Source organism: Streptomyces sp. NPDC058231, assembly GCF_042882275.1.
Lineage (GTDB): Bacteria > Actinomycetota > Actinomycetes > Streptomycetales > Streptomycetaceae > Streptomyces.
In genome coordinates this window covers 5,339-22,037 of the sequence record NZ_JBHVWN010000082.1, presented here as the reverse complement: position 1 = coordinate 22,037, position 16,699 = coordinate 5,339, and the positions used below count along the sequence as shown (strand labels likewise).

Annotated in this window: 15 protein-coding genes and 2 tRNA genes; 10 read left to right on the top strand and 7 right to left on the bottom strand. The window is 70.2% G+C overall.

What is annotated here, in order from left to right; all coding sequences use genetic code 11:
* The first annotated feature begins 6 nt into the window (after positions 1-6).
* The 4 genes from ACFVXE_RS33795 to ACFVXE_RS33780 all read left to right on the top strand — a co-directional run bounded on the left by ACFVXE_RS33795 (position 7) and on the right by ACFVXE_RS33780 (position 5,529).
* Positions 7-2,889, top strand: a complete 2,883-nt coding sequence (locus tag ACFVXE_RS33795) for a UPF0182 family protein (protein WP_389677028.1) — start codon at positions 7-9, stop codon at positions 2,887-2,889.
* A 54-nt stretch (positions 2,890-2,943) separates the two neighbouring features.
* Positions 2,944-3,017, top strand: a tRNA-Met gene (locus ACFVXE_RS33790).
* 236 nt (positions 3,018-3,253) lie between these two features.
* A complete protein-coding gene (locus tag ACFVXE_RS33785; protein WP_389677000.1) occupies positions 3,254-5,308 on the top strand; it encodes a tetratricopeptide repeat protein in 2,055 nt (684 codons plus the stop codon).
* A 147-nt stretch (positions 5,309-5,455) separates the two neighbouring features.
* Positions 5,456-5,529 (top strand) — tRNA-Met (locus ACFVXE_RS33780).
* Between the two features lie 245 nt (positions 5,530-5,774).
* Here ACFVXE_RS33780 and ACFVXE_RS33775 read toward each other — a convergent pair.
* Complete coding sequence (locus ACFVXE_RS33775) at positions 5,775-6,194, bottom strand: Fur family transcriptional regulator (protein WP_389676998.1); 420 nt, start codon at positions 6,192-6,194, stop codon at positions 5,775-5,777.
* A gap of 166 nt (positions 6,195-6,360) precedes the next feature.
* Here ACFVXE_RS33775 and ACFVXE_RS33770 point away from each other — a divergent pair, with 166 nt between their 5' ends.
* Positions 6,361-7,812, top strand: coding sequence for a catalase (locus ACFVXE_RS33770; RefSeq protein WP_389676996.1), 1,452 nt, complete (start codon positions 6,361-6,363; stop codon positions 7,810-7,812).
* Positions 7,813-7,957: 145 nt separating this feature from the next.
* On the opposite strand, the gene ACFVXE_RS33765 is transcribed toward ACFVXE_RS33770, so the two are convergent.
* Positions 7,958-8,359: a cyclic nucleotide-binding/CBS domain-containing protein gene (locus ACFVXE_RS33765; RefSeq protein ID WP_389676995.1), complete on the bottom strand. Its 402-nt coding sequence runs from the start codon at positions 8,357-8,359 to the stop codon at positions 7,958-7,960.
* A gap of 181 nt (positions 8,360-8,540) precedes the next feature.
* The gene (gene hisN, locus ACFVXE_RS33760; RefSeq protein WP_389676993.1) at positions 8,541-9,341 is read right to left on the bottom strand and encodes a histidinol-phosphatase; all 801 of its coding nucleotides are present in this window, start codon (positions 9,339-9,341) and stop codon (positions 8,541-8,543) included.
* A 122-nt stretch (positions 9,342-9,463) separates the two neighbouring features.
* Between hisN and ACFVXE_RS33755 the strand changes: the two genes are divergently transcribed.
* Positions 9,464-10,072: a TetR/AcrR family transcriptional regulator gene (locus ACFVXE_RS33755; RefSeq protein WP_389676992.1), complete on the top strand. Its 609-nt coding sequence runs from the start codon at positions 9,464-9,466 to the stop codon at positions 10,070-10,072.
* A gap of 67 nt (positions 10,073-10,139) precedes the next feature.
* Here ACFVXE_RS33755 and ACFVXE_RS33750 read toward each other — a convergent pair whose 3' ends face one another.
* From ACFVXE_RS33750 to ACFVXE_RS33735, 4 genes are all read right to left on the bottom strand, one after another.
* Positions 10,140-10,463, bottom strand: a complete 324-nt coding sequence (locus tag ACFVXE_RS33750) for a DMT family transporter (protein WP_389676991.1) — start codon at positions 10,461-10,463, stop codon at positions 10,140-10,142.
* A gap of 87 nt (positions 10,464-10,550) precedes the next feature.
* On the bottom strand, positions 10,551-11,567 hold the full coding sequence (rsgA, locus tag ACFVXE_RS33745) for a ribosome small subunit-dependent GTPase A (protein WP_389676990.1): 1,017 nt from the start codon (positions 11,565-11,567) through the stop codon (positions 10,551-10,553).
* Positions 11,568-11,570: 3 nt separating this feature from the next.
* Positions 11,571-12,887, bottom strand: coding sequence for a 3-phosphoshikimate 1-carboxyvinyltransferase (gene aroA, locus ACFVXE_RS33740; RefSeq protein WP_389676989.1), 1,317 nt, complete (start codon positions 12,885-12,887; stop codon positions 11,571-11,573).
* Between the two features lie 114 nt (positions 12,888-13,001).
* On the bottom strand, positions 13,002-13,715 hold the full coding sequence (locus tag ACFVXE_RS33735; RefSeq protein WP_389676987.1) for a M50 family metallopeptidase: 714 nt from the start codon (positions 13,713-13,715) through the stop codon (positions 13,002-13,004).
* Between the two features lie 53 nt (positions 13,716-13,768).
* Between ACFVXE_RS33735 and ACFVXE_RS33730 the strand changes: the two genes are divergently transcribed.
* The 4 genes from ACFVXE_RS33730 (at position 13,769) to rsrA (ending at position 16,547) form a co-directional block, all read left to right on the top strand.
* Positions 13,769-14,584: an SOS response-associated peptidase gene (locus ACFVXE_RS33730; protein WP_389676985.1), complete on the top strand. Its 816-nt coding sequence runs from the start codon at positions 13,769-13,771 to the stop codon at positions 14,582-14,584.
* A gap of 19 nt (positions 14,585-14,603) precedes the next feature.
* Positions 14,604-15,254: an alpha/beta family hydrolase gene (locus ACFVXE_RS33725; RefSeq protein ID WP_389676983.1), complete on the top strand. Its 651-nt coding sequence runs from the start codon at positions 14,604-14,606 to the stop codon at positions 15,252-15,254.
* A 325-nt stretch (positions 15,255-15,579) separates the two neighbouring features.
* The gene (locus ACFVXE_RS33720; protein WP_030915605.1) at positions 15,580-16,236 is read left to right on the top strand and encodes a sigma-70 family RNA polymerase sigma factor; all 657 of its coding nucleotides are present in this window, start codon (positions 15,580-15,582) and stop codon (positions 16,234-16,236) included.
* Entirely contained in the window at positions 16,233-16,547 is a 315-nt protein-coding gene (gene rsrA / locus ACFVXE_RS33715) for a mycothiol system anti-sigma-R factor (RefSeq protein WP_389676982.1), read from the top strand. The genes ACFVXE_RS33720 and rsrA overlap by 4 nt, the downstream gene beginning before the upstream one ends.
* Positions 16,548-16,699 lie beyond the last annotated feature (152 nt).

Sequence of the window (16,699 nt, the reverse complement as noted above, 5' to 3'; positions counted from 1 at the left end):
TTCCAGATGCCGGACCGCGGCGGAGGCCCGACCGGGCCACGGACCAGAGTCGGCCGCCCGTCCCGGCGCGCCCGTACCCTGCTCATGACACTGGGCGTCCTGGCGATCCTCGCCATGGCGTTCGTCATGTTCGCCGGGTTCTGGACGGACTGGCTCTGGTACCGGTCGGTCGCGTATTCGTCCGTCTTCACCACCACCCTGTGGACCAAGATCGGACTGTTCCTCGTCTTCGGACTGCTGATGGCGATCGCCGTCGGCGTGAACATCTGGCTCGCGCACCGGCTCCGGCCGCCGCTGAGCGCGATGTCGCTGGAGCAGCAGAGCCTGGACCGCTACCGGATGAGCGTGGCCCCGTACAAGAGGTGGGTGCTGCTCGCGATCACCGCGCTCGTCGGACTGATCGCCGGCGCGTCCGCCTCGGGCCAGTGGCGCACGTGGCTGATGTACGTGAACGGTGTCCCGTTCGGGCAGAAGGATCCCCAGTTCCACCTGGACGTGTCCTTCTACGCGTTCGACCTGCCCTGGTACCGCTTCCTGCTGGGCTTCGGCTTCGCGGCGACGGTGCTCTCGCTGATCGCCGCCGCGCTGACCCACTACCTGTACGGCGGGCTCCGTGTCACCAGCCCCGGCGCGCGGGCGACCGGCGCGGCCACCGGCCATCTGTCGGTGCTGCTCGGCGTCTTCGTCTCGCTGAAGGCCGTGGCGTACTGGCTGGACCGGTACGGCCTCGCCGTGAAGTCCAGCGACTTCAAGGCGACGGACAACTGGACCGGCCTGCGCTACGTCGACGCCAACGCCTACCTGCCGGCGAAGACCATCCTGTTCTGCATCGCCGCGATCTGCGCGGTGCTGTTCTTCGCCACGCTGTGGCGCCGCACCTGGCAGCTCCCGATGATCGGCTTCGGTCTGATGGTGCTCTCCGCGATCCTGATCGGCGGGCTGTACCCGGCCATCGTGCAGAAGTTCCAGGTCCAGCCGAACGAGCAGGCCAAGGAAGCCCCCTTCATCCGGAAGAACATCCAGGCCACGCGTGACGCGTACGACATCGACGACGCCCAGGTGGACGACTACTCGGGCAAGAGCACCACGACCGATGACGCGAAGCTGCGAGCCGGCGCGGACGAAGCGGCCAGCTACCGGGTGATGGACCCCAACGTCGTCTCCCCGGCCTTCCAGCAGCTCCAGCAGAAGAGGAACTACTACCAGTTCCCCAGGACGCTGGACGTCGACCGCTACAAGGACCCGGCCGGCAAGGACCAGGACACGGTCATCGGTCTGCGCGAGCTCAATCTGGACGGCATCCCCAAGCGCAACTGGATCAACGACCACTTCACCTACACCCACGGCTACGGAGCGATCGCCGCGCGGGGCACCACCACGGGCAAGAACCCGAAGGGTTCCCCGGACTTCACCGAGTCCGGTCTGCCGACCACCGGCGAGCTCGGCAGGTACGAACAGCAGATCTACTACGGCGAGAAGACCGAGCAGTACTCCATCGTCGGCGGGCCCCAGAAGGAGCTCGACTACGAGGAGGACGGTGAGAAGACCACCAGCTACGACGGCAACAGCGGGGTCAGCCTCTCCAGCGCCTTCAACCGTGCCGCGTACGCGGTGTCGTTCAGCGAGCCGCAGATCCTCTACTCGGGGGCCATCGGCGAGGGCTCGCGGATCCTCTACAACCGCACGCCCAAGGAGCGCGTCGAGGCGGTCGCCCCGTGGCTGACCATTGACGGCGACGCGTATCCCGCGGTGGTCAACCACCGCATCCAGTGGGTCGTCGACGCGTACACCACCACCAACGGGTACCCGTACGCCTCGCGTACGACGCTCGGTGACACCACGGCCGACTCGCTGACCACCAACCAGCGCGCGGTCGTCGCCCAGCAGAACCAGGTCAACTACATCCGGAACTCGGTGAAGGCCACCGTCGACGCGTACGACGGCAAGGTTAAGCTGTACGAGTGGGACACCGAGGACCCGGTCCTCAAGACCTGGCGCAAGGCGTTCCCGGGGACGGTGAAGCCGCGGACCGACATCCCCAAGGACCTGATGGACCACCTGCGTTACCCGCAGGACCTGTTCAAGGTGCAGCGCGAGCTGCTGACCCGCTACCACGTCACCGACCCTGCGCAGTTCTACAGCGGCAGTGACGCCTGGCAGGTTCCGGACGACCCGACCAACAAGCAGTCCGGTGCCGTCCCGCCGTACTACCTGAGCATAAAGATGCCTGATCAGGCGGCTCAGAAGTTCTCGCTGACCACGACGTTCACCCCGAAGGGACGGCCCGACCTCGGGGCGTTCATGGCGGTGGACGCGGACGCGGCCGGCAAGGACTACGGAACGATAAGACTGCTCAGAGTCACCACGACGGTGAAGGGCCCGGGGCAGGTACAGAGTGAGCTCAACGGCAACGACGACGTCGCCGAGTTCGTCAGGAACCTCAAGGGCACCGACTCGGACATCGAGTACGGCAACCTGCTGACGGTGCCGCTCGACGGGGGCTTCCTCTACGTCGAGCCGGTGTACACGCGCGGTGGCACGCAGAACTATCCGCTGCTGCGCAAGGTCGCCGCCTCGTACGGCTCGAAGACCGTCTTCGAGAACAGCCTCGGGGAGGCGCTCAACGCGGTCTTCGGGGTGGAGGGCTCCGACACCACGACGCCGCCGGAGGACACCACCCGGCCACCGGGTAACACCACGAAGCCGCCGACAGCCACCGGCGACGCCGCGCTGAAGCAGGCGATCACGGATGCGCAGAAGGCCTACGCGGAGGGCGAGGCGGCCCTGAAGAAGCAGGACTGGCCCGCTTACGGCCAGGCCCAGGAAGATCTGAAGAACGCACTGAAGCGGGCGGCAGCGGCCCAGCCCAAGACGGACAAGGGCAGCTGAGGATCTGCTGGTAAAGCCCCACCCCCGCGTCGTGGTACGGTTTGAACACAACGACGCGGGGTGGAGCAGCTCGGTAGCTCGCTGGGCTCATAACCCAGAGGTCGCAGGTTCAAATCCTGTCCCCGCTACTGAAAGACCAAGGCCCGGATCCTTTCGAGGATCCGGGCCTTCGTCGTGCGAGGACCCGGGTCCTCGTCGCGCTGTGAAGTTCTTCGTGCGAGTCGCGGGTGAAGTGCGGTTCGAGGGGCACGAGTTGGCCTCGGGCGTGTTTGACTTATCTCTCTGTGGGCATGTCGACAAAACGCTGAAGTGACCTCACTGGCCGCGATATACGAGGTGTACGCGGGTTACAGGTGGTGCGACGATGGTATTTATGGGGGACAGGGCAACTCTGTTGGAGACAGGGCGGTTTGTGCAGCGACGCGTCCATAAGATGGAAAACGTGACAGACGCGGCTTTTGCTGCCGGCGCATCGAGCAACACCGAGCCCGTTGAGAACGCCGAGTCCGTCGAGACCATGGGGGCCGTCGGAATCGCCGGCACCGCGGAGTCCCCGGGGAACGACGAGGGCACGGAGAGCGCCGAGACCGAGGCGTCGTACCGCCGTGCCGCCGACGCCGGAGACACCGCGTCGATGAGCGTCCTCGGGGCGCTGCTGCTGCGCCGCGGCGATCTGCACGGCGCCGAGCCCTATCTGCGGGGAGCGACCGCCGACGGCGACCGCGCCGCCGCCAACAATCTGGGGGTTCTCCTCCACCAGCGTGGGTACGCCGACGAGGCGGCCGGCTGGTGGCGTATCGCCGCCGTCGCCGGCTCCGCGGCCGCGGCGCATGCCCTGGGGCGTCACTACCGCGAGCGCGGCGACGAGCCCGGCGCCGAGTACTGGCTGCGCCAGTCCGCCGAGCAGGGTCACGCGCTGGGTGCGTACGCCCTCGCCGATCTGCTGGAGCACCGCAGCGACGTCGGAGCCGAGCGCTGGCTGCGCGCTGCCGCCGAGCAGGGGCACCGGGAGGCCGCGTACCGCCTGGCCCGCGCCCTGGAGCGGAAGGCCGCCGACGACCCGCACGACGCGTTCGGACGTCCCGGGGCGGCCGCCGGCCTGGGGCTGGGCATGGGGCCCGGTCCGGGCAGGAGCGGCGGCACCGCGACCGGTACCCGCCACGGGAGCCCCCGCAAGGCGGACGGGCCCGTGGCCGGCCCGGCCACCGGGCAGGTCGGTGAGGCCGAGCAGTGGTACCGGCAGGCAGCCGCGCGCGGTCACCGCCGTGCCGCCCTGCACCTGGGAGCCATCCTCGAACAGCGCGGCGAGCTCAAGGAGGCGGGCCGCTGGTACCTCACCTCCGCCAAGGACGGCGAGGCGCGGGCCGCCTGCGCGCTCGGCTTCCTGCTGCGCGACGCGGGCGACGAGGAGAGTGCGGCCGTCTGGTGGCTGCGCGCCGCCCAGGACGGCGACGGCAACGCCGCCAACGCCCTGGGCGCCCTGCACGCCGCCCGGGGCGAGCAGCAGACCGCCGAGCGCTGGTACCGCGCCGCCATGGACGCGGGCGACGTCAACGGCGCGTACAACCTCGGGCTGCTCTGCGCCGCCCAGGACCGGACGCCGCAGGCCGAGCAGTGGTACCGCCGGGCCGCGTACGCGGGCCATCGCGAGGCCGCGAACGCGCTGGCCGTACTGCTGCTCCAGGAGGGGGACGCGACCGGCGCCGAGCCCTGGTTCTCCAAGGCCGCCGAGGCGGGCAGCGTCGACGCCGCCTTCAACCTCGGCATCCTGCACGCCGGACGCGACGAGGAGCGTGCGGCCCTCAGCTGGTACGAGCGGGCCGCGGCCGCCGGGCACACCGAGGCCGCCCTGCAGGTCGGCATGGCCCTGCTGCACCACGGCGAGGAGCAGGAGGCCGAACGTCATCTGCGCTGCGCCGCGGGCGGCGGCAGCGCCGAGGCGGCCTTCCGGCTCGCCGGGGTGCTGGACTCGCGGCAGCCGCCGCCGGGGCCGCCCGCGCTCGGCGAACCGACGCCGGAGAAGACCGAGTGCGAGGAGTGGTACGAGAGGGCGGCCGAGCAGGGGCACCGCCGCGCCCAGGTGCGCGTCGGCATGCTCGCCGCCGCCCGCGGCGATGTGGAGAGCGCTGCCCACTGGTACCGCGAGGCGGCCGAGGCGGGCAGCCGCAACGGTGCCTTCAACCTCGGTCTGCTGCTCGCCCGGGAGGGCAGCGAGCGTGAGGCCGCGCTGTGGTGGACCCGCGCCGCGAACGACGGCCACGGCCGGGCGGCGCTCCGCCTCGCGCTGCTCGCCGCCCGCCGGGGTGAGCTCACCGAGGGCCAGCGCTGGTGCGCGCGGGCGGTCGAGCTGGGCCCGGCGGAGGTCGCCGAACGGGCGGCACGGCTCCGCGAGGCGCTGCACCAGGAACTGACCGCGTAGCGGACGCACGGGTGCACGGCGCCGGGCGACCGGGGTTGCGGGGCACGACGGAAGGTGGTGCGGCGGGCCCCGTCCCGCGCACCCCGCACCGCCTGCGGAAACGGATTTGCGCTGGTCCGGGGCGTCACGTAATGTTGAGTTCAACGACGCGGGGTGGAGCAGCTCGGTAGCTCGCTGGGCTCATAACCCAGAGGTCGCAGGTTCAAATCCTGTCCCCGCTACTGAAGACAGAGGGCCGGATCCTTTTCGAAGGATCCGGCCCTCTGTGCATGCCCGCCCACTGCGGCGCCGCGCCCCTCGCGTCCTGCCGGAACTCCTGCCGTCCGCCTCGATGCCGTGGACGCCGCCGGCCGCGGTGTGACCCGAAAACCACCGGCCGGGCCGCCGGGCGCGAGAGTCCGGGCGAGGGCGGCACGACATGCGGAAGGCCCGGTGCGAGTCGCTCGCACCGGGCCTTCGTCGCGTCTCAGGCCGTCGTGGCGCAGTTCGGGCAGAGGCCGCGGTAGGTCACCTCGACATCGGAGACCGTGAAGCCGAAGCGCTCGTCGGCGGGCAGGTCCGCCAGCGGATCGCCCGCCGGGTGCACGTCCCGGATGGCGCCGCACCCGGCGCACACCAGGTGCTGGTGCGGGCGGTGCGCGTTCGGGTCGTACCGCTTGGCCCGGCGGTCGGTGGAGACCTCGATGACCTCACCGAGCGTCACCATCTCACCGAGCGTGTTGTAGACGGTGGCGCGGGAGATCTCCGGCAGTTTGGTGACGGCGCGGGCATGGACCTCGTCGGCCGTCAGGTGCACATGGTCCCCGTCGAGGACTTCGGCCACGACGCGCCGCTGCGCAGTCATGCGCCAGCCGCGTCCGCGGAGTCGTTCCAACAGGTCACTCATAAGGGCAAGCCTAACAGTGAGGGGACCCTGGTCCCGAACGGGTGTGAGTTTGGATGTTCACTTGACTTGGACTTAGTCCATTGTAGGATCGTGCCTGGCATAAGCCAAGGGACAGGCTGCTGTGCAGGACAGAGACGAATGTGCAGGAACGACGCAGGAGGCGCACGTGACGCAGGGACCGCTCACCACGGAGGCCGGAGCGCCGGTCGCCGACAACCAGAACAGTCAGACCGCAGGCGTCGGCGGTCCTGTCCTGGTGCAGGACCAGTCACTGCTGGAGAAGCTCGCACACTTCAACCGTGAGCGCATTCCGGAGCGCATCGTGCATGCCCGGGGCGCCGGTGCGTACGGCACCTTCACGCTGACCCGCGACGTCTCGCAGTGGACGCGGGCGAAGTTCCTCTCCGAGGTCGGCAAGCAGACCGAGACGTTCCTGCGCTTCTCGACCGTCGCCGGCAACCTCGGCTCCGCCGACGCGGTGCGCGACCCCCGCGGTTTCGCGCTGAAGTTCTACACCGAAGAGGGCAACTACGACCTCGTCGGCAACAACACGCCGGTGTTCTTCATCAAGGACGCCATCAAGTTCCCGGACTTCATCCACACCCAGAAGCGCGACCCGTACACCGGCTCGCAGGAGCCGGACAACGTGTGGGACTTCTGGGGTCTGTCGCCCGAGTCCACCCATCAGGTGACCTGGCTCTTCGGTGATCGAGGCATCCCGGCCACGCTGCGTCACATGAACGGGTACGGCTCGCACACGTACCAGTGGAACAACGAGGCCGGCGAGGTCTTCTGGGTCAAGTACCACTTCAAGACCGACCAGGGCATCAAGAACCTCACGCAGGCCGAGGCCAACAAGCTCGCCGGCGAGGACCCGGACAGCCACCAGCGCGATCTTCGCGAGGCGATCGAGCGCGGCGACTTCCCGTCCTGGACGGTGCAGATCCAGGTCATGCCCGCGGCCGAGGCGGCCGGCTACCGCTTCAACCCGTTCGACCTCACCAAGGTGTGGCCGCACGAGGACTACCCGCCGATCGAGATCGGGAAGCTGGAGCTCAACCGCAACCCGGAGAACGTCTTCGCGGAGACCGAGCAGTCCATCTTCAGCCCCGCGCACTTCGTGCCGGGCATCGGCCCGTCCCCGGACAAGATGCTCCAGGGCCGTCTCTTCGCCTACGGCGACGCCCACCGCTACCGCGTCGGCATCAACGCCGACCACCTGCCGGTGAACCGCCCGCACGCCACCGAGGCGCGGACGAACAGCCGTGACGGCTACCTCTACGACGGCCGCCACAAGGGTGCGAAGAACTACGAGCCCAACAGCTTCGGCGGTCCCGTCCAGACCGACCGTCCGCTCTGGGAGCCGACCACGGTCACCGGCGAGGTCGGTACGCACGAGGCCCCGCGCCAGGCCGAGGACAACGACTTCGTGCAGGCCGGGAACCTCTACCGGCTGTACTCCGAGGACGAGAAGGCGCGGCTGATCGACAACCTCGCCGGGTTCATCGCCAAGGTCTCGCGCGACGACATCGCCGAGCGCGCGATCAACAACTTCCGCCAGGCCGACGGCGACTTCGGGAAGCGGCTGGAGGCCGCGGTCCAGGCACTTCGCGGCTGAGGAATCTCCGGTTCGGACCCCGCGGGGCCGTGATCCGGACCGATCCGATCGGAAGTCGGCGGTCCGGGCTGTCCGGGCCGACGGCGGGCCGGTTCCCTCCATGTGCGAGGGGGCCGGCCCGCCGGTGTGTGTACGCAGGGGCGGGTCAGCCGACCAGTTCCGCCTGGTGACGCCGTGCGGGCGTCCAGCAGCGGATGATGTCGCGGACCGAGACGATGCCGACGGGTCCGTCGTCGTCCAGCACGATCAGATGCCGGAAGCCGCCGTGTGTCATGGCCTCCGCGGCTTCCTCCAGGGTCCAGGCCGGCGCGGCGAAGACCACATCGGTGGTGGTGTGGGTGGACGCGGTCTCGTGGTCGGGGTCCTGCCCTGATCCGACCGCGTTCAGGATGTCGCGTTCGGTGAGGATGCCGATTCCGCTGGTGTCCCGGTCGAGGACGACTGCTGCCCCGACGTGTCGGACGGACATCAGCTGGGCCGCCTGGCGGAGTGTATGGGTGGGGCCGATGGTGAGGACCATCGTGCTCATGGCGTCACGGACGAGCATGAAGGGAGCCACCTCCTTCGTGAAGCGACTGCGTGAGCCGATTCACAAGTTCACAAGTGGGGGGACTCTTAGCGTGGCACCCTTGCGGGGCGGCAACAAGGGGTGTGTGGAGATCATTCGAGGGGCGCGCGGAGTTGCACCGCACGCCCCTCGGGACTCTCACGCCGCTCCGCAAGCTGCGTCAGTAGCGCTGGTTCAGGTATCCCAGCAGCTCGTGGTGGAGCAGGCCGTTCGAGGCTGCCGCGTTTCCGCCGCCCGGGCCGGACACGCCGTCCAGGCTGGTGAACCGGCCGCCCGCCTCCTGGACGATGATCGCGTTCGCCGCCATGTCCCAGAGCGAGAGCTCCGGCTCCGCGCAGATGTCCACGGAACCCTCGGCGACCATCATGTACGGCCAGAAGTCACCGTACCCACGCGTGCGCCAGCAGGCCCGGGTCAGATCCATGAATCCGTCGAGCCGGCCCTGCTCCTCCCAGCCGGTCATCGAGGCGTACGCGAACGAGGCGTCCGAGATCTGCTCGACCTTCGAGACGTGCAGCCGGGTCGCGGAGGTGAGGCTTCGGCCGGAGTATGCCCCCGCGCCCTTCGCCGCCCACCAGCGCCGGTTCAGCGCGGGCGCGGACACCACACCGACGACCGGCTGGAAACCGTCCTCACCCGCTTCCATCAGCGAGATCAGCGTCGCCCATACCGGCACACCGCGCACGTAGTTCTTGGTGCCGTCGATCGGGTCGACGACCCAGCGGCGCGGCCCGGTGCCCTCGATCCCGTACTCCTCGCCGAGGATCGCGTCGCGCGGGCGGGCCCGATGGAGGTGGCCGCGGATCAGTTCCTCCGCGGACTTGTCGGCCTCGCTCACCGGCGTCATGTCCGGTTTGGTCTCGACCTTGAGGTCCAGAGCCTTGAACCGGTCCATCGTCGCCGCGTCGGCGGCGTCCGCCAGTACGTGGGCGAGGCGCAGATCATCGTGGTAATCGGGCATGTCGTCACAGTATCGACCGCGGGTGACCGCAGCTACAGGGCCCCGGCCGCCGCCCGAAGTCTTGACAGTGCGGGGGAGCGCGTCAACTCTGAACCGCAGAGTCCCTGGCGTGGGAGGCGACGATGCCTACGGCGCGAGAAGCATTGCTGGACGCCGCCCTCTCGGCGCTCATCACCCTGCCCTGGCCGGCCGTGCGGATGGTCGATGTCGCGTCCGCCGCCGGAGTCTCCAGGCAGACCCTCTACAACGAGTTCGGCAGCAAGGACGGACTGGCCCGTGCCTTGGTCCGTTGCGCCGCGGACGGCTACCTCGCCGGTGTCGAACGGGCGCTGGGGTCGCCCGGCGGCGCGGGGGACAGGCTGGCTGCCACCGCTGCCTGGACGGTGCGGTCCGCGCGGACGAATGCCCTGGTCGGAGCGTTGCTCACAGGCTGCTGGGGGGACCGATTACCGCGTCCCGCAAGCCTCTCGGCGCCACCCGCCTCGTCCGTGCCGGCGCAACGGCGGGCCGATGCCGGACCGCCGACCCCGGCCGAGCTCCTCGGCCAGGTGTGCGACCGGGTGGTGGCAGCCCTGGACGAGGGGCGCCCGCCGCAGGATCCGGCCGAGCTGGCCGTGACCTGCGAGGTCGCGATGAGACTCGCGCTGTCGTACGCGGTCGCCGCGTCGGCCGTCCCCACGGATGCGGCGCCGCTGGTGCGTGAGGCGGCGGAGCGCTGGCCGGTCCGCTGAGCCATGCCCCCTGCCGCGCCGATCACGGTCAGTGACGCGATCGGCGGTCCTCCACGGTCCGTCCGGATCAGTGGGAGGACCCCGACAACTGCAGCCCGATCACACCGAGGATCACCAGGGAGATCGAGATCAGCTTCAGGGTCGAGACCAGGTCGTCGAGGAAGACCATGCCGTAGATCGCGGTGCCCGCCGCACCGATGCCGGTCCAGACGGCGTACGCGGGCCCCACGTCGAGCTTCTTCAGGGAGAGGGTCAGCAGACCGAAGCTGCCGAGCGCGAAGACACAGAACGCGATGGTCGGCCAGAGCCGGGTGAAGCCGTGCGACAGTTTCAGACAGACGGCGAAGCCGGTCTCCAGAAGCCCTGCTACCACGACCAGCAGCCACGCCATCGTCGGTTCCCTCCCGTGTCGTGACCGCTCTGCCCCGCTGAGTGATTATGCACTTACCGTCAGCAGCAGTGCGCAAACGTGCCCGGGTCAGTCCCCTTCGCGTCGCTCCCGCGTGGCCAGCAGCCGGTGCAGCGAGTCCAGGCGCGCGGCGTCGGCATGCCCGGCCGTCACCCAGGCGCCCAGTGCGCATTCCGGCTGGGCGGCGTCGTGGGTGCAGCCGCGCGGGCACTCCTCGGTGCCGGGTTCCAGGTCGGGGAAGGCGTGGATGACCCGGGACGGGTCGATGTGGTGCAGCCCGAAGGAACGCACGCCGGGGGTGTCGACCACCCAGCCGTGCCCGTCGGGCAGCGGCAGCGCCAGCGCCGAGGTGGTGGTGTGCCGGCCGCGGCCCGTGACGGCGTTGACGACCCCGGTGGTGCGCCGACGGTCCTTCGGCACCAGGGCGTTGACCAGGGTGGTCTTCCCGACGCCGGAGTGCCCGACGAATGCGGTGACCCGGTCGTTCAGGTGCTCGCGCACCTGCTGCGCCGCGTCGCCGTTCTGCAGTTCCTCACGGTTGGTGACGATGTACGGGACACCCAGCGGGGTGTACGCCTCGAGGAGCTTGTCCGGGGACGCCAGGTCGGACTTGGTGAGGACCAGGAGCGGGGTGAGCCCGCCGTCGTACGCCGCCACCAGACAGCGGTCGATCATGCGTGGCCGCGGCTCCGGATCGGCCAGTGCGGTGACGATCGCCAACTGGTCCGCGTTGGCGACGACCACCCGCTCGTACGGATCGTCGTCGTCCGCCGTCCGCCGCAGCACCGAGCGGCGCTCACCGATACGGACGATGCGGGCGAGGGTGTCCTTGTCGCCGGAGAGATCGCCCACGATCGAGACGGTGTCGCCGACCACCGCGGCCTTGCGGCCCAGCTCGCGGGCCTTCATCGCGGTGATCGTCCGCCCGTCGACCAGGCAGGTGAGGCGGCCGCGGTCGACGGTGAGGACCATGCCCTCCTCGGCGTCCTCGTGCTTGGGGCGGGTATGCGTGCGGGGCCGGTTGCCCTTCGGGTTGGGGCGGAACCGGATGTCGTCCTCGTCGGGGTTCTTGCCGTAGCGACGCATGGGTCAGACCCCGAGCATTCGGGTCCACATCTGCGGGAAATCCGGCAGGGTCTTGGCGGTTGTCGCCACGTTCTCGATCTCCACTCCGGGTACGGCGAGGCCGATGATCGACCCGGCGGTGGCCATCCGGTGGTCGTCGTACGTGTGGAACGTACCGCCGTGCAGCGGACTCGGCTCGATGTGCAGCCCGTCGGCGGTCTCGGTGACGTTGCCGCCGAGACCGTTGATCTCCTTGGTGAGCGCCGCCAGCCGGTCCGTCTCGTGCAGCCGCAGATGCGCGACGCCGCTCAGCGTGGACGGGGAGTCGGCGAGGGCGGCGACCGCGGCGATACCGGGGGTCAGCTCGCCGACCTCGCCGAGGTCGACGTCGATGCCGTGGATGCGGCCCGTACCGGTGAACGTCAGACCGCGCTCGGTCAGCTCGGCGCTGCCGCCCATCGCGGTGAAGATCTCACGCAGCGCGTCACCCGGTTGAGTGGTGTGCTCCGGCCAGTCGGGGATCGTCACCCGGCCACCGGTGACCAGCGCCGCGGCGAGGAACGGCTGCGCGTTCGAGAGGTCGGGCTCGACCGTCAGGTCGCGGCCGAGCAGCGCGGAGGGCGAGACCCGCCACACATTCGGCTCGCCGCCCGTCTCCGGCTCGTCCACCTGGGCGCCGACCGCCCGCAGCATGTCGACCGTCATCCGGATGTGCGGCATCGACGGCAGTCGGGAACCGGTGTGACGCACCTCGACGCCCTGGTTGAAGCGCGGCGCCGAAAGCAGCAGCGCCGAGACGAACTGGGAGGACGAGGAGGCGTCGATCGCCACCGGGCCGCCGTCCAGGGCGCCGCCGCCGTGCACGGTCATCGGCAGCGAGCCGCGCCCGTCGTCGTCGATCCGGGCGCCGAGCACCCGCAGCGCGTCGATCACACCGTTCAGCGGCCGTTCGTAGGAACGCGCGTCGCCGTCGAAGTGGACCGGTCCGTCGGCGAGGGCGGCGACCGGCGGCAGGAAACGCATGACCGTACCGGCGTTGCCGACGTCGACCGTCGTGGGGCCGTGCAGTCCGGCCGGAATGACCCGCCAGGCCTCGCCCGAGCCGTCCGGGCCGACGCCCTCCTCGATGCCGACGCCCATGGCGCGCAGCGCCTGTGCCATCAGGAGCGTGTCGCGGGAGCGCAGCGGGCGGCGCAGCCAGCCCGGCTCGGCGGCCAGGGCGGCGAGGACCAGCGCCCGGTTGGTGACCGATTTCGATCCGGGCACGGTGACGGTCGCGTCGACGGCTCCGCTTGCGTGGGGGGCGGGCCAGAGGGCGGGGTGCACGGCACTTTCGGTCATGGATCTCACTTTAGTGGCTCGCCGCAATGCCAGATCCCGATCAAATGGTCTGAAACTGTCACGTAACACGAGCGTGGTAGACGGCGCCGCGGGTGGACGGGCCGCGGTCGGCCCTCACAGGCCGAGCAGCCAGCGTCCTCCGCCGATCAGTGCGCAGACCGAGACCGCGTGGAAGAAGCAGAGCCACAGCGCGGCCGGCACATCCGTCAGCCGGGACAGCTGGTCCGCGTCCGAGTCCGGTGCGCCGCCGTGCCGCCGCTTGGCCTGGAGCTCGAACGCCGGGCGTACGCCGCCGAGCAGCAGGAACCAGACCACGGTGTAGCCGAAGAGTGACTGCACGTCGGGGGTGGCGAGCCAGGACACCAGCAGGAACGCCGCACCGGTGAAGATCACCGTGAGAGCTCCGTACAGGTTGCGGATCATCACGAGCATCACGGCGAGCAGCGCGGTCGCCACCCACAGCAGCAGCGTGATCCTGCCGTCGGCCAGCAGCCAGGCGCCGCCCAGACCCAGCAGCGGCGGCGCGGTGTACCCCGCCGCCGCGGTGAGGATCATGCCGATGCCGGTGGGCCGGCCGCGGCTCACCGTCAGCCCGCTGGTGTCCGAATGCAGCCGGATGCCCTGCAGGCTGCGCCCGCTGAGCAGTGCGACCAGTCCGTGTCCGCCCTCGTGCGCGATGGTGATCGCATTGCGCGAGAGCCGCCATATCGGGCGCGGGGCGACGGCGGCGAGCGCGACCACGGCCGTCACGATCACCAGCCACTGCGCGGGTGCGGGCTGGGTACCGAAGACGCGGTCCCACAGATTGCCCAGTTCGGTGCTGTCCATGGCGGTGGCGGCTCCTTGCGGTCGTGCCGGTGGGTCGTGGCAGTCTGGCACCCATGTGCGGACGGTATGCAGCGAGTCGGCGGCCCGAGGACCTGACCGGGCTCTTCGCGGTCGAGAAGTGGGAACCGGCGGAGGCGCTGGAGCCCGACTACAACGTGGCGCCGACCAAAGAGGTCTACGCCGTACTGGAACGTCCTGTGAAAGACGCGGATGACCCACGTCCGGTTCGCCAGCTGCGCGCGCTGAAGTGGGGACTCGTACCCTCCTGGGCCAAGTCGCCCGAGGGCGGCGCCCGGATGATCAACGCCCGGGCCGAGACGGTCCACGAGAAGCCCTCGTTCCGCCGCCCCTTCGTCTCCCGGCGCTGCATCCTTCCCGCCGACGGCTACTACGAGTGGGTCACCGGCGCCGACGAGCGGCAGCTGGAGGAGGAGGGGAAGCGGAAGCGGCCGCGGAAGCAGCCCTACTTCGTGACCCCCGCCGACGGGTCGGTCTTCGCGATGGCCGGACTGTACGAGTTCTGGCGTGACCGGACACTGCCGGACGACCATCCGCAGGCCTGGTGGGTGACCTGCTCCGTGATCACCACCGAGGCGGAGACCGGCCCGCTCGCCGTCGCCCCGGCCGAGGGGCCGGCCACGCTCGCCGACATCCACCCCCGGATGCCGCTGATGCTGACGCCGGATCGCTGGGACGCCTGGCTCGACCCGTCGCGCACCGGCGTCGACGAGCTGCGTGAGCTGCTCGCCCCGCCGCCCGGAGGGCTGATGCGGGCGTACCCCGTCGGGACGGCCGTCAGCAACGTCCGCAACAACGGGCCCGAACTGCTGGACGAACTGGCCGCGCCGGAGGTCGGCACGCTCTTCTGACCGGGGCAGGATGGTACGCGTGAGTCCCGCAGAGACGACCCGGACGGTCGAGACGGTCGACACCACTCCCGGGCCCGCCCGGATCACCTGGCTGCCCGCGAGGAGATCCCGCCTGGTGCTCGCCGTCGGCCACGGCGCCGGCGGCGGCATCGAGGCCCGCGACCTCCGGGCGCTGGCCGCCGTGCTGCCCGCCCACGGGGTGAGCGTCGCCCTGGTGGAGCAGCCGTGGCGGGTCGCCGGGAAGAAGCTCGCACCCGCCCCGAAGACCCTCGACGCCGGCTGGCGCGATCTGTGGCCGGCGCTCACCGCCCCGGGGCTGCCCGTCGTCGCCGGCGGACGCAGCGCGGGGGCACGGGTGGCCTGCCGGACGGCGGCCGGGCTGGGCGCCCACGCCGTACTCGCGCTCAGCTTCCCGCTCCACCCGCCGGGAAAGCCGGAGCGGTCCCGCGAGGACGAGCTGCTCGGCTCGGGCGTGCCCACGCTCGTCGTGCAGGGCGGAAACGACCCGTTCGGGCGGCCCGCCGAATTCCCTCCCGGGCAGTACGAGATCACCGAGGTGCCGTACGCGGACCACGGTTTCTCCGTGCCGAAGAGATCCGGACTGACCGAGGATCAGGCGATGGGGATGCTCACCGACGCCGTGGTCCGGTGGCTGGACCGGCTGCCGTGAACACGGCTCCGCGGACCCCTTCCGGGTGGACCCGGTCACACCCGCGGCGCTCGGGGACCTCCGGGAATGTTGAGTGGGGGGCCACTGTTGTTCGGGACATCGGTTCATCAACGTCGTATGTGGAGAGGGAGTCCGTCGCATGGGTTCGACCATCTGCCCGCGCCGCTCGAACGCCGCTGACCTGGAGTGGACGGTGTTGCATGCGGCGAAGACCACCCCCGGGCGGGCGCTGAGCGGATCGGAACGACAGCCCGCGTCGAAGCAAGGTCGACTATTCTCCGATTCGAGCGGTTCCGGTCTCGGAGCCGCCACAGCGTTGGAGGAGGTGGGTCCGGTCACCGGTACCGACACAGGGACCGACGACGGCCGCGCGGAGGAGACGACTGCCGAGCGCAATGCGCGCTTCGAGCGGGACGCCCTCGGTTTCCTCGACCAGATGTACTCGGCCGCGCTGCGCATGACGCGCAATCCCGCGGACGCCGAGGACCTGGTTCAGGAGACGTATGCGAAGGCGTACGGCTCCTTCCACCAGTTCCGCGAGGGGACGAACCTCAAGGCGTGGATGTACCGCATCCTCACCAACACGTTCATCAACTCGTACCGCAAGAAGCAGCGCGAACCTCAGCGCAGTGCCGCCGAGGAGATCGAGGACTGGCAGCTCGCGCGTGCCGAGTCGCACATGTCGACCGGCCTGCGCTCCGCCGAGTCCCAGGCGCTGGACCACCTGCCGGACTCGGACGTGAAGTCCGCACTGCAGGCGATCCCCGAGGAGTTCCGCATCGCGGTGTATCTCGCCGATGTAGAGGGCTTTGCCTACAAGGAGATCGCGGACATCATGGGGACTCCCATCGGTACGGTGATGTCCCGACTGCACCGGGGCCGCCGCCAACTGCGCGGCATGCTGGAGGACTACGCCCGTGACCGCGGGCTCGTCCCGGCCGGCGCCGGAGAGTCGGACGATCGGAAAGGCTCGGGCTCATGAGCTGCGGAGAGCCGCACGAGACAGACTGCTCAGAGGTCCTCGATCATCTCTACGAGTTCCTCGACCATGAGATGCCCGACAGCGACTGCACCAAATTCGAGACGCACTTCGGCGAGTGCTCCCCGTGCCTGGAGAAGTACGGCCTGGAGCAAGCGGTGAAGAAGCTGGTGAAGCGCTGCTGCGGCCAGGACGACGTGCCGAGCGACCTGCGCTCCAAGGTGATGGGCCGGATCGACCTGATCCGCTCCGGCCAGGCCGTGCCGGAACACGACGTGGTGGCGGAGACCGAACCGAGCGCCGCCACGGAGTGACGGACGGCAGCCGCTGAGGCGCGGTCCCCTCTCTTCCCGTGCACGGTGGGGCGGGGCGCGCAACGAGCGGGGCGCCCCCCCACCGGAACCCCCCCCCCGCGCGGGGGGGCACCCCCAACGGGGAATAGGGGGGTAAGACCCGCGAACCCCCG

Bases quoted from the DNA above. Each gene is read 5' to 3' on its own strand.
- hisN (WP_389676993.1), bottom strand. From the start codon at position 9,341: ATGCCCGATTACCACGATGATCTGCGCCTCGCCCACGTACTGGCGGAC.
- ACFVXE_RS33730 (WP_389676985.1), top strand. From the start codon at position 13,769: ATGTGCGGACGGTATGCAGCGAGTCGGCGGCCCGAGGACCTGACCGGG.
- ACFVXE_RS33750 (WP_389676991.1), bottom strand. From the start codon at position 10,463: ATGGCGTGGCTGCTGGTCGTGGTAGCAGGGCTTCTGGAGACCGGCTTC.
- aroA (WP_389676989.1), bottom strand. From the start codon at position 12,887: ATGACCGAAAGTGCCGTGCACCCCGCCCTCTGGCCCGCCCCCCACGCA.
- ACFVXE_RS33765 (WP_389676995.1), bottom strand. From the start codon at position 8,359: ATGCTCGTCCGTGACGCCATGAGCACGATGGTCCTCACCATCGGCCCC.
- ACFVXE_RS33755 (WP_389676992.1), top strand. From the start codon at position 9,464: ATGCCTACGGCGCGAGAAGCATTGCTGGACGCCGCCCTCTCGGCGCTC.
- rsrA (WP_389676982.1), top strand. From the start codon at position 16,233: ATGAGCTGCGGAGAGCCGCACGAGACAGACTGCTCAGAGGTCCTCGAT.
- ACFVXE_RS33775 (WP_389676998.1), bottom strand. From the start codon at position 6,194: ATGAGTGACCTGTTGGAACGACTCCGCGGACGCGGCTGGCGCATGACT.
- ACFVXE_RS33735 (WP_389676987.1), bottom strand. From the start codon at position 13,715: ATGGACAGCACCGAACTGGGCAATCTGTGGGACCGCGTCTTCGGTACC.
- ACFVXE_RS33795 (WP_389677028.1), top strand. From the start codon at position 7: ATGCCGGACCGCGGCGGAGGCCCGACCGGGCCACGGACCAGAGTCGGC.
- rsgA (WP_389676990.1), bottom strand. From the start codon at position 11,567: ATGCGTCGCTACGGCAAGAACCCCGACGAGGACGACATCCGGTTCCGC.
- ACFVXE_RS33785 (WP_389677000.1), top strand. From the start codon at position 3,254: ATGGTATTTATGGGGGACAGGGCAACTCTGTTGGAGACAGGGCGGTTT.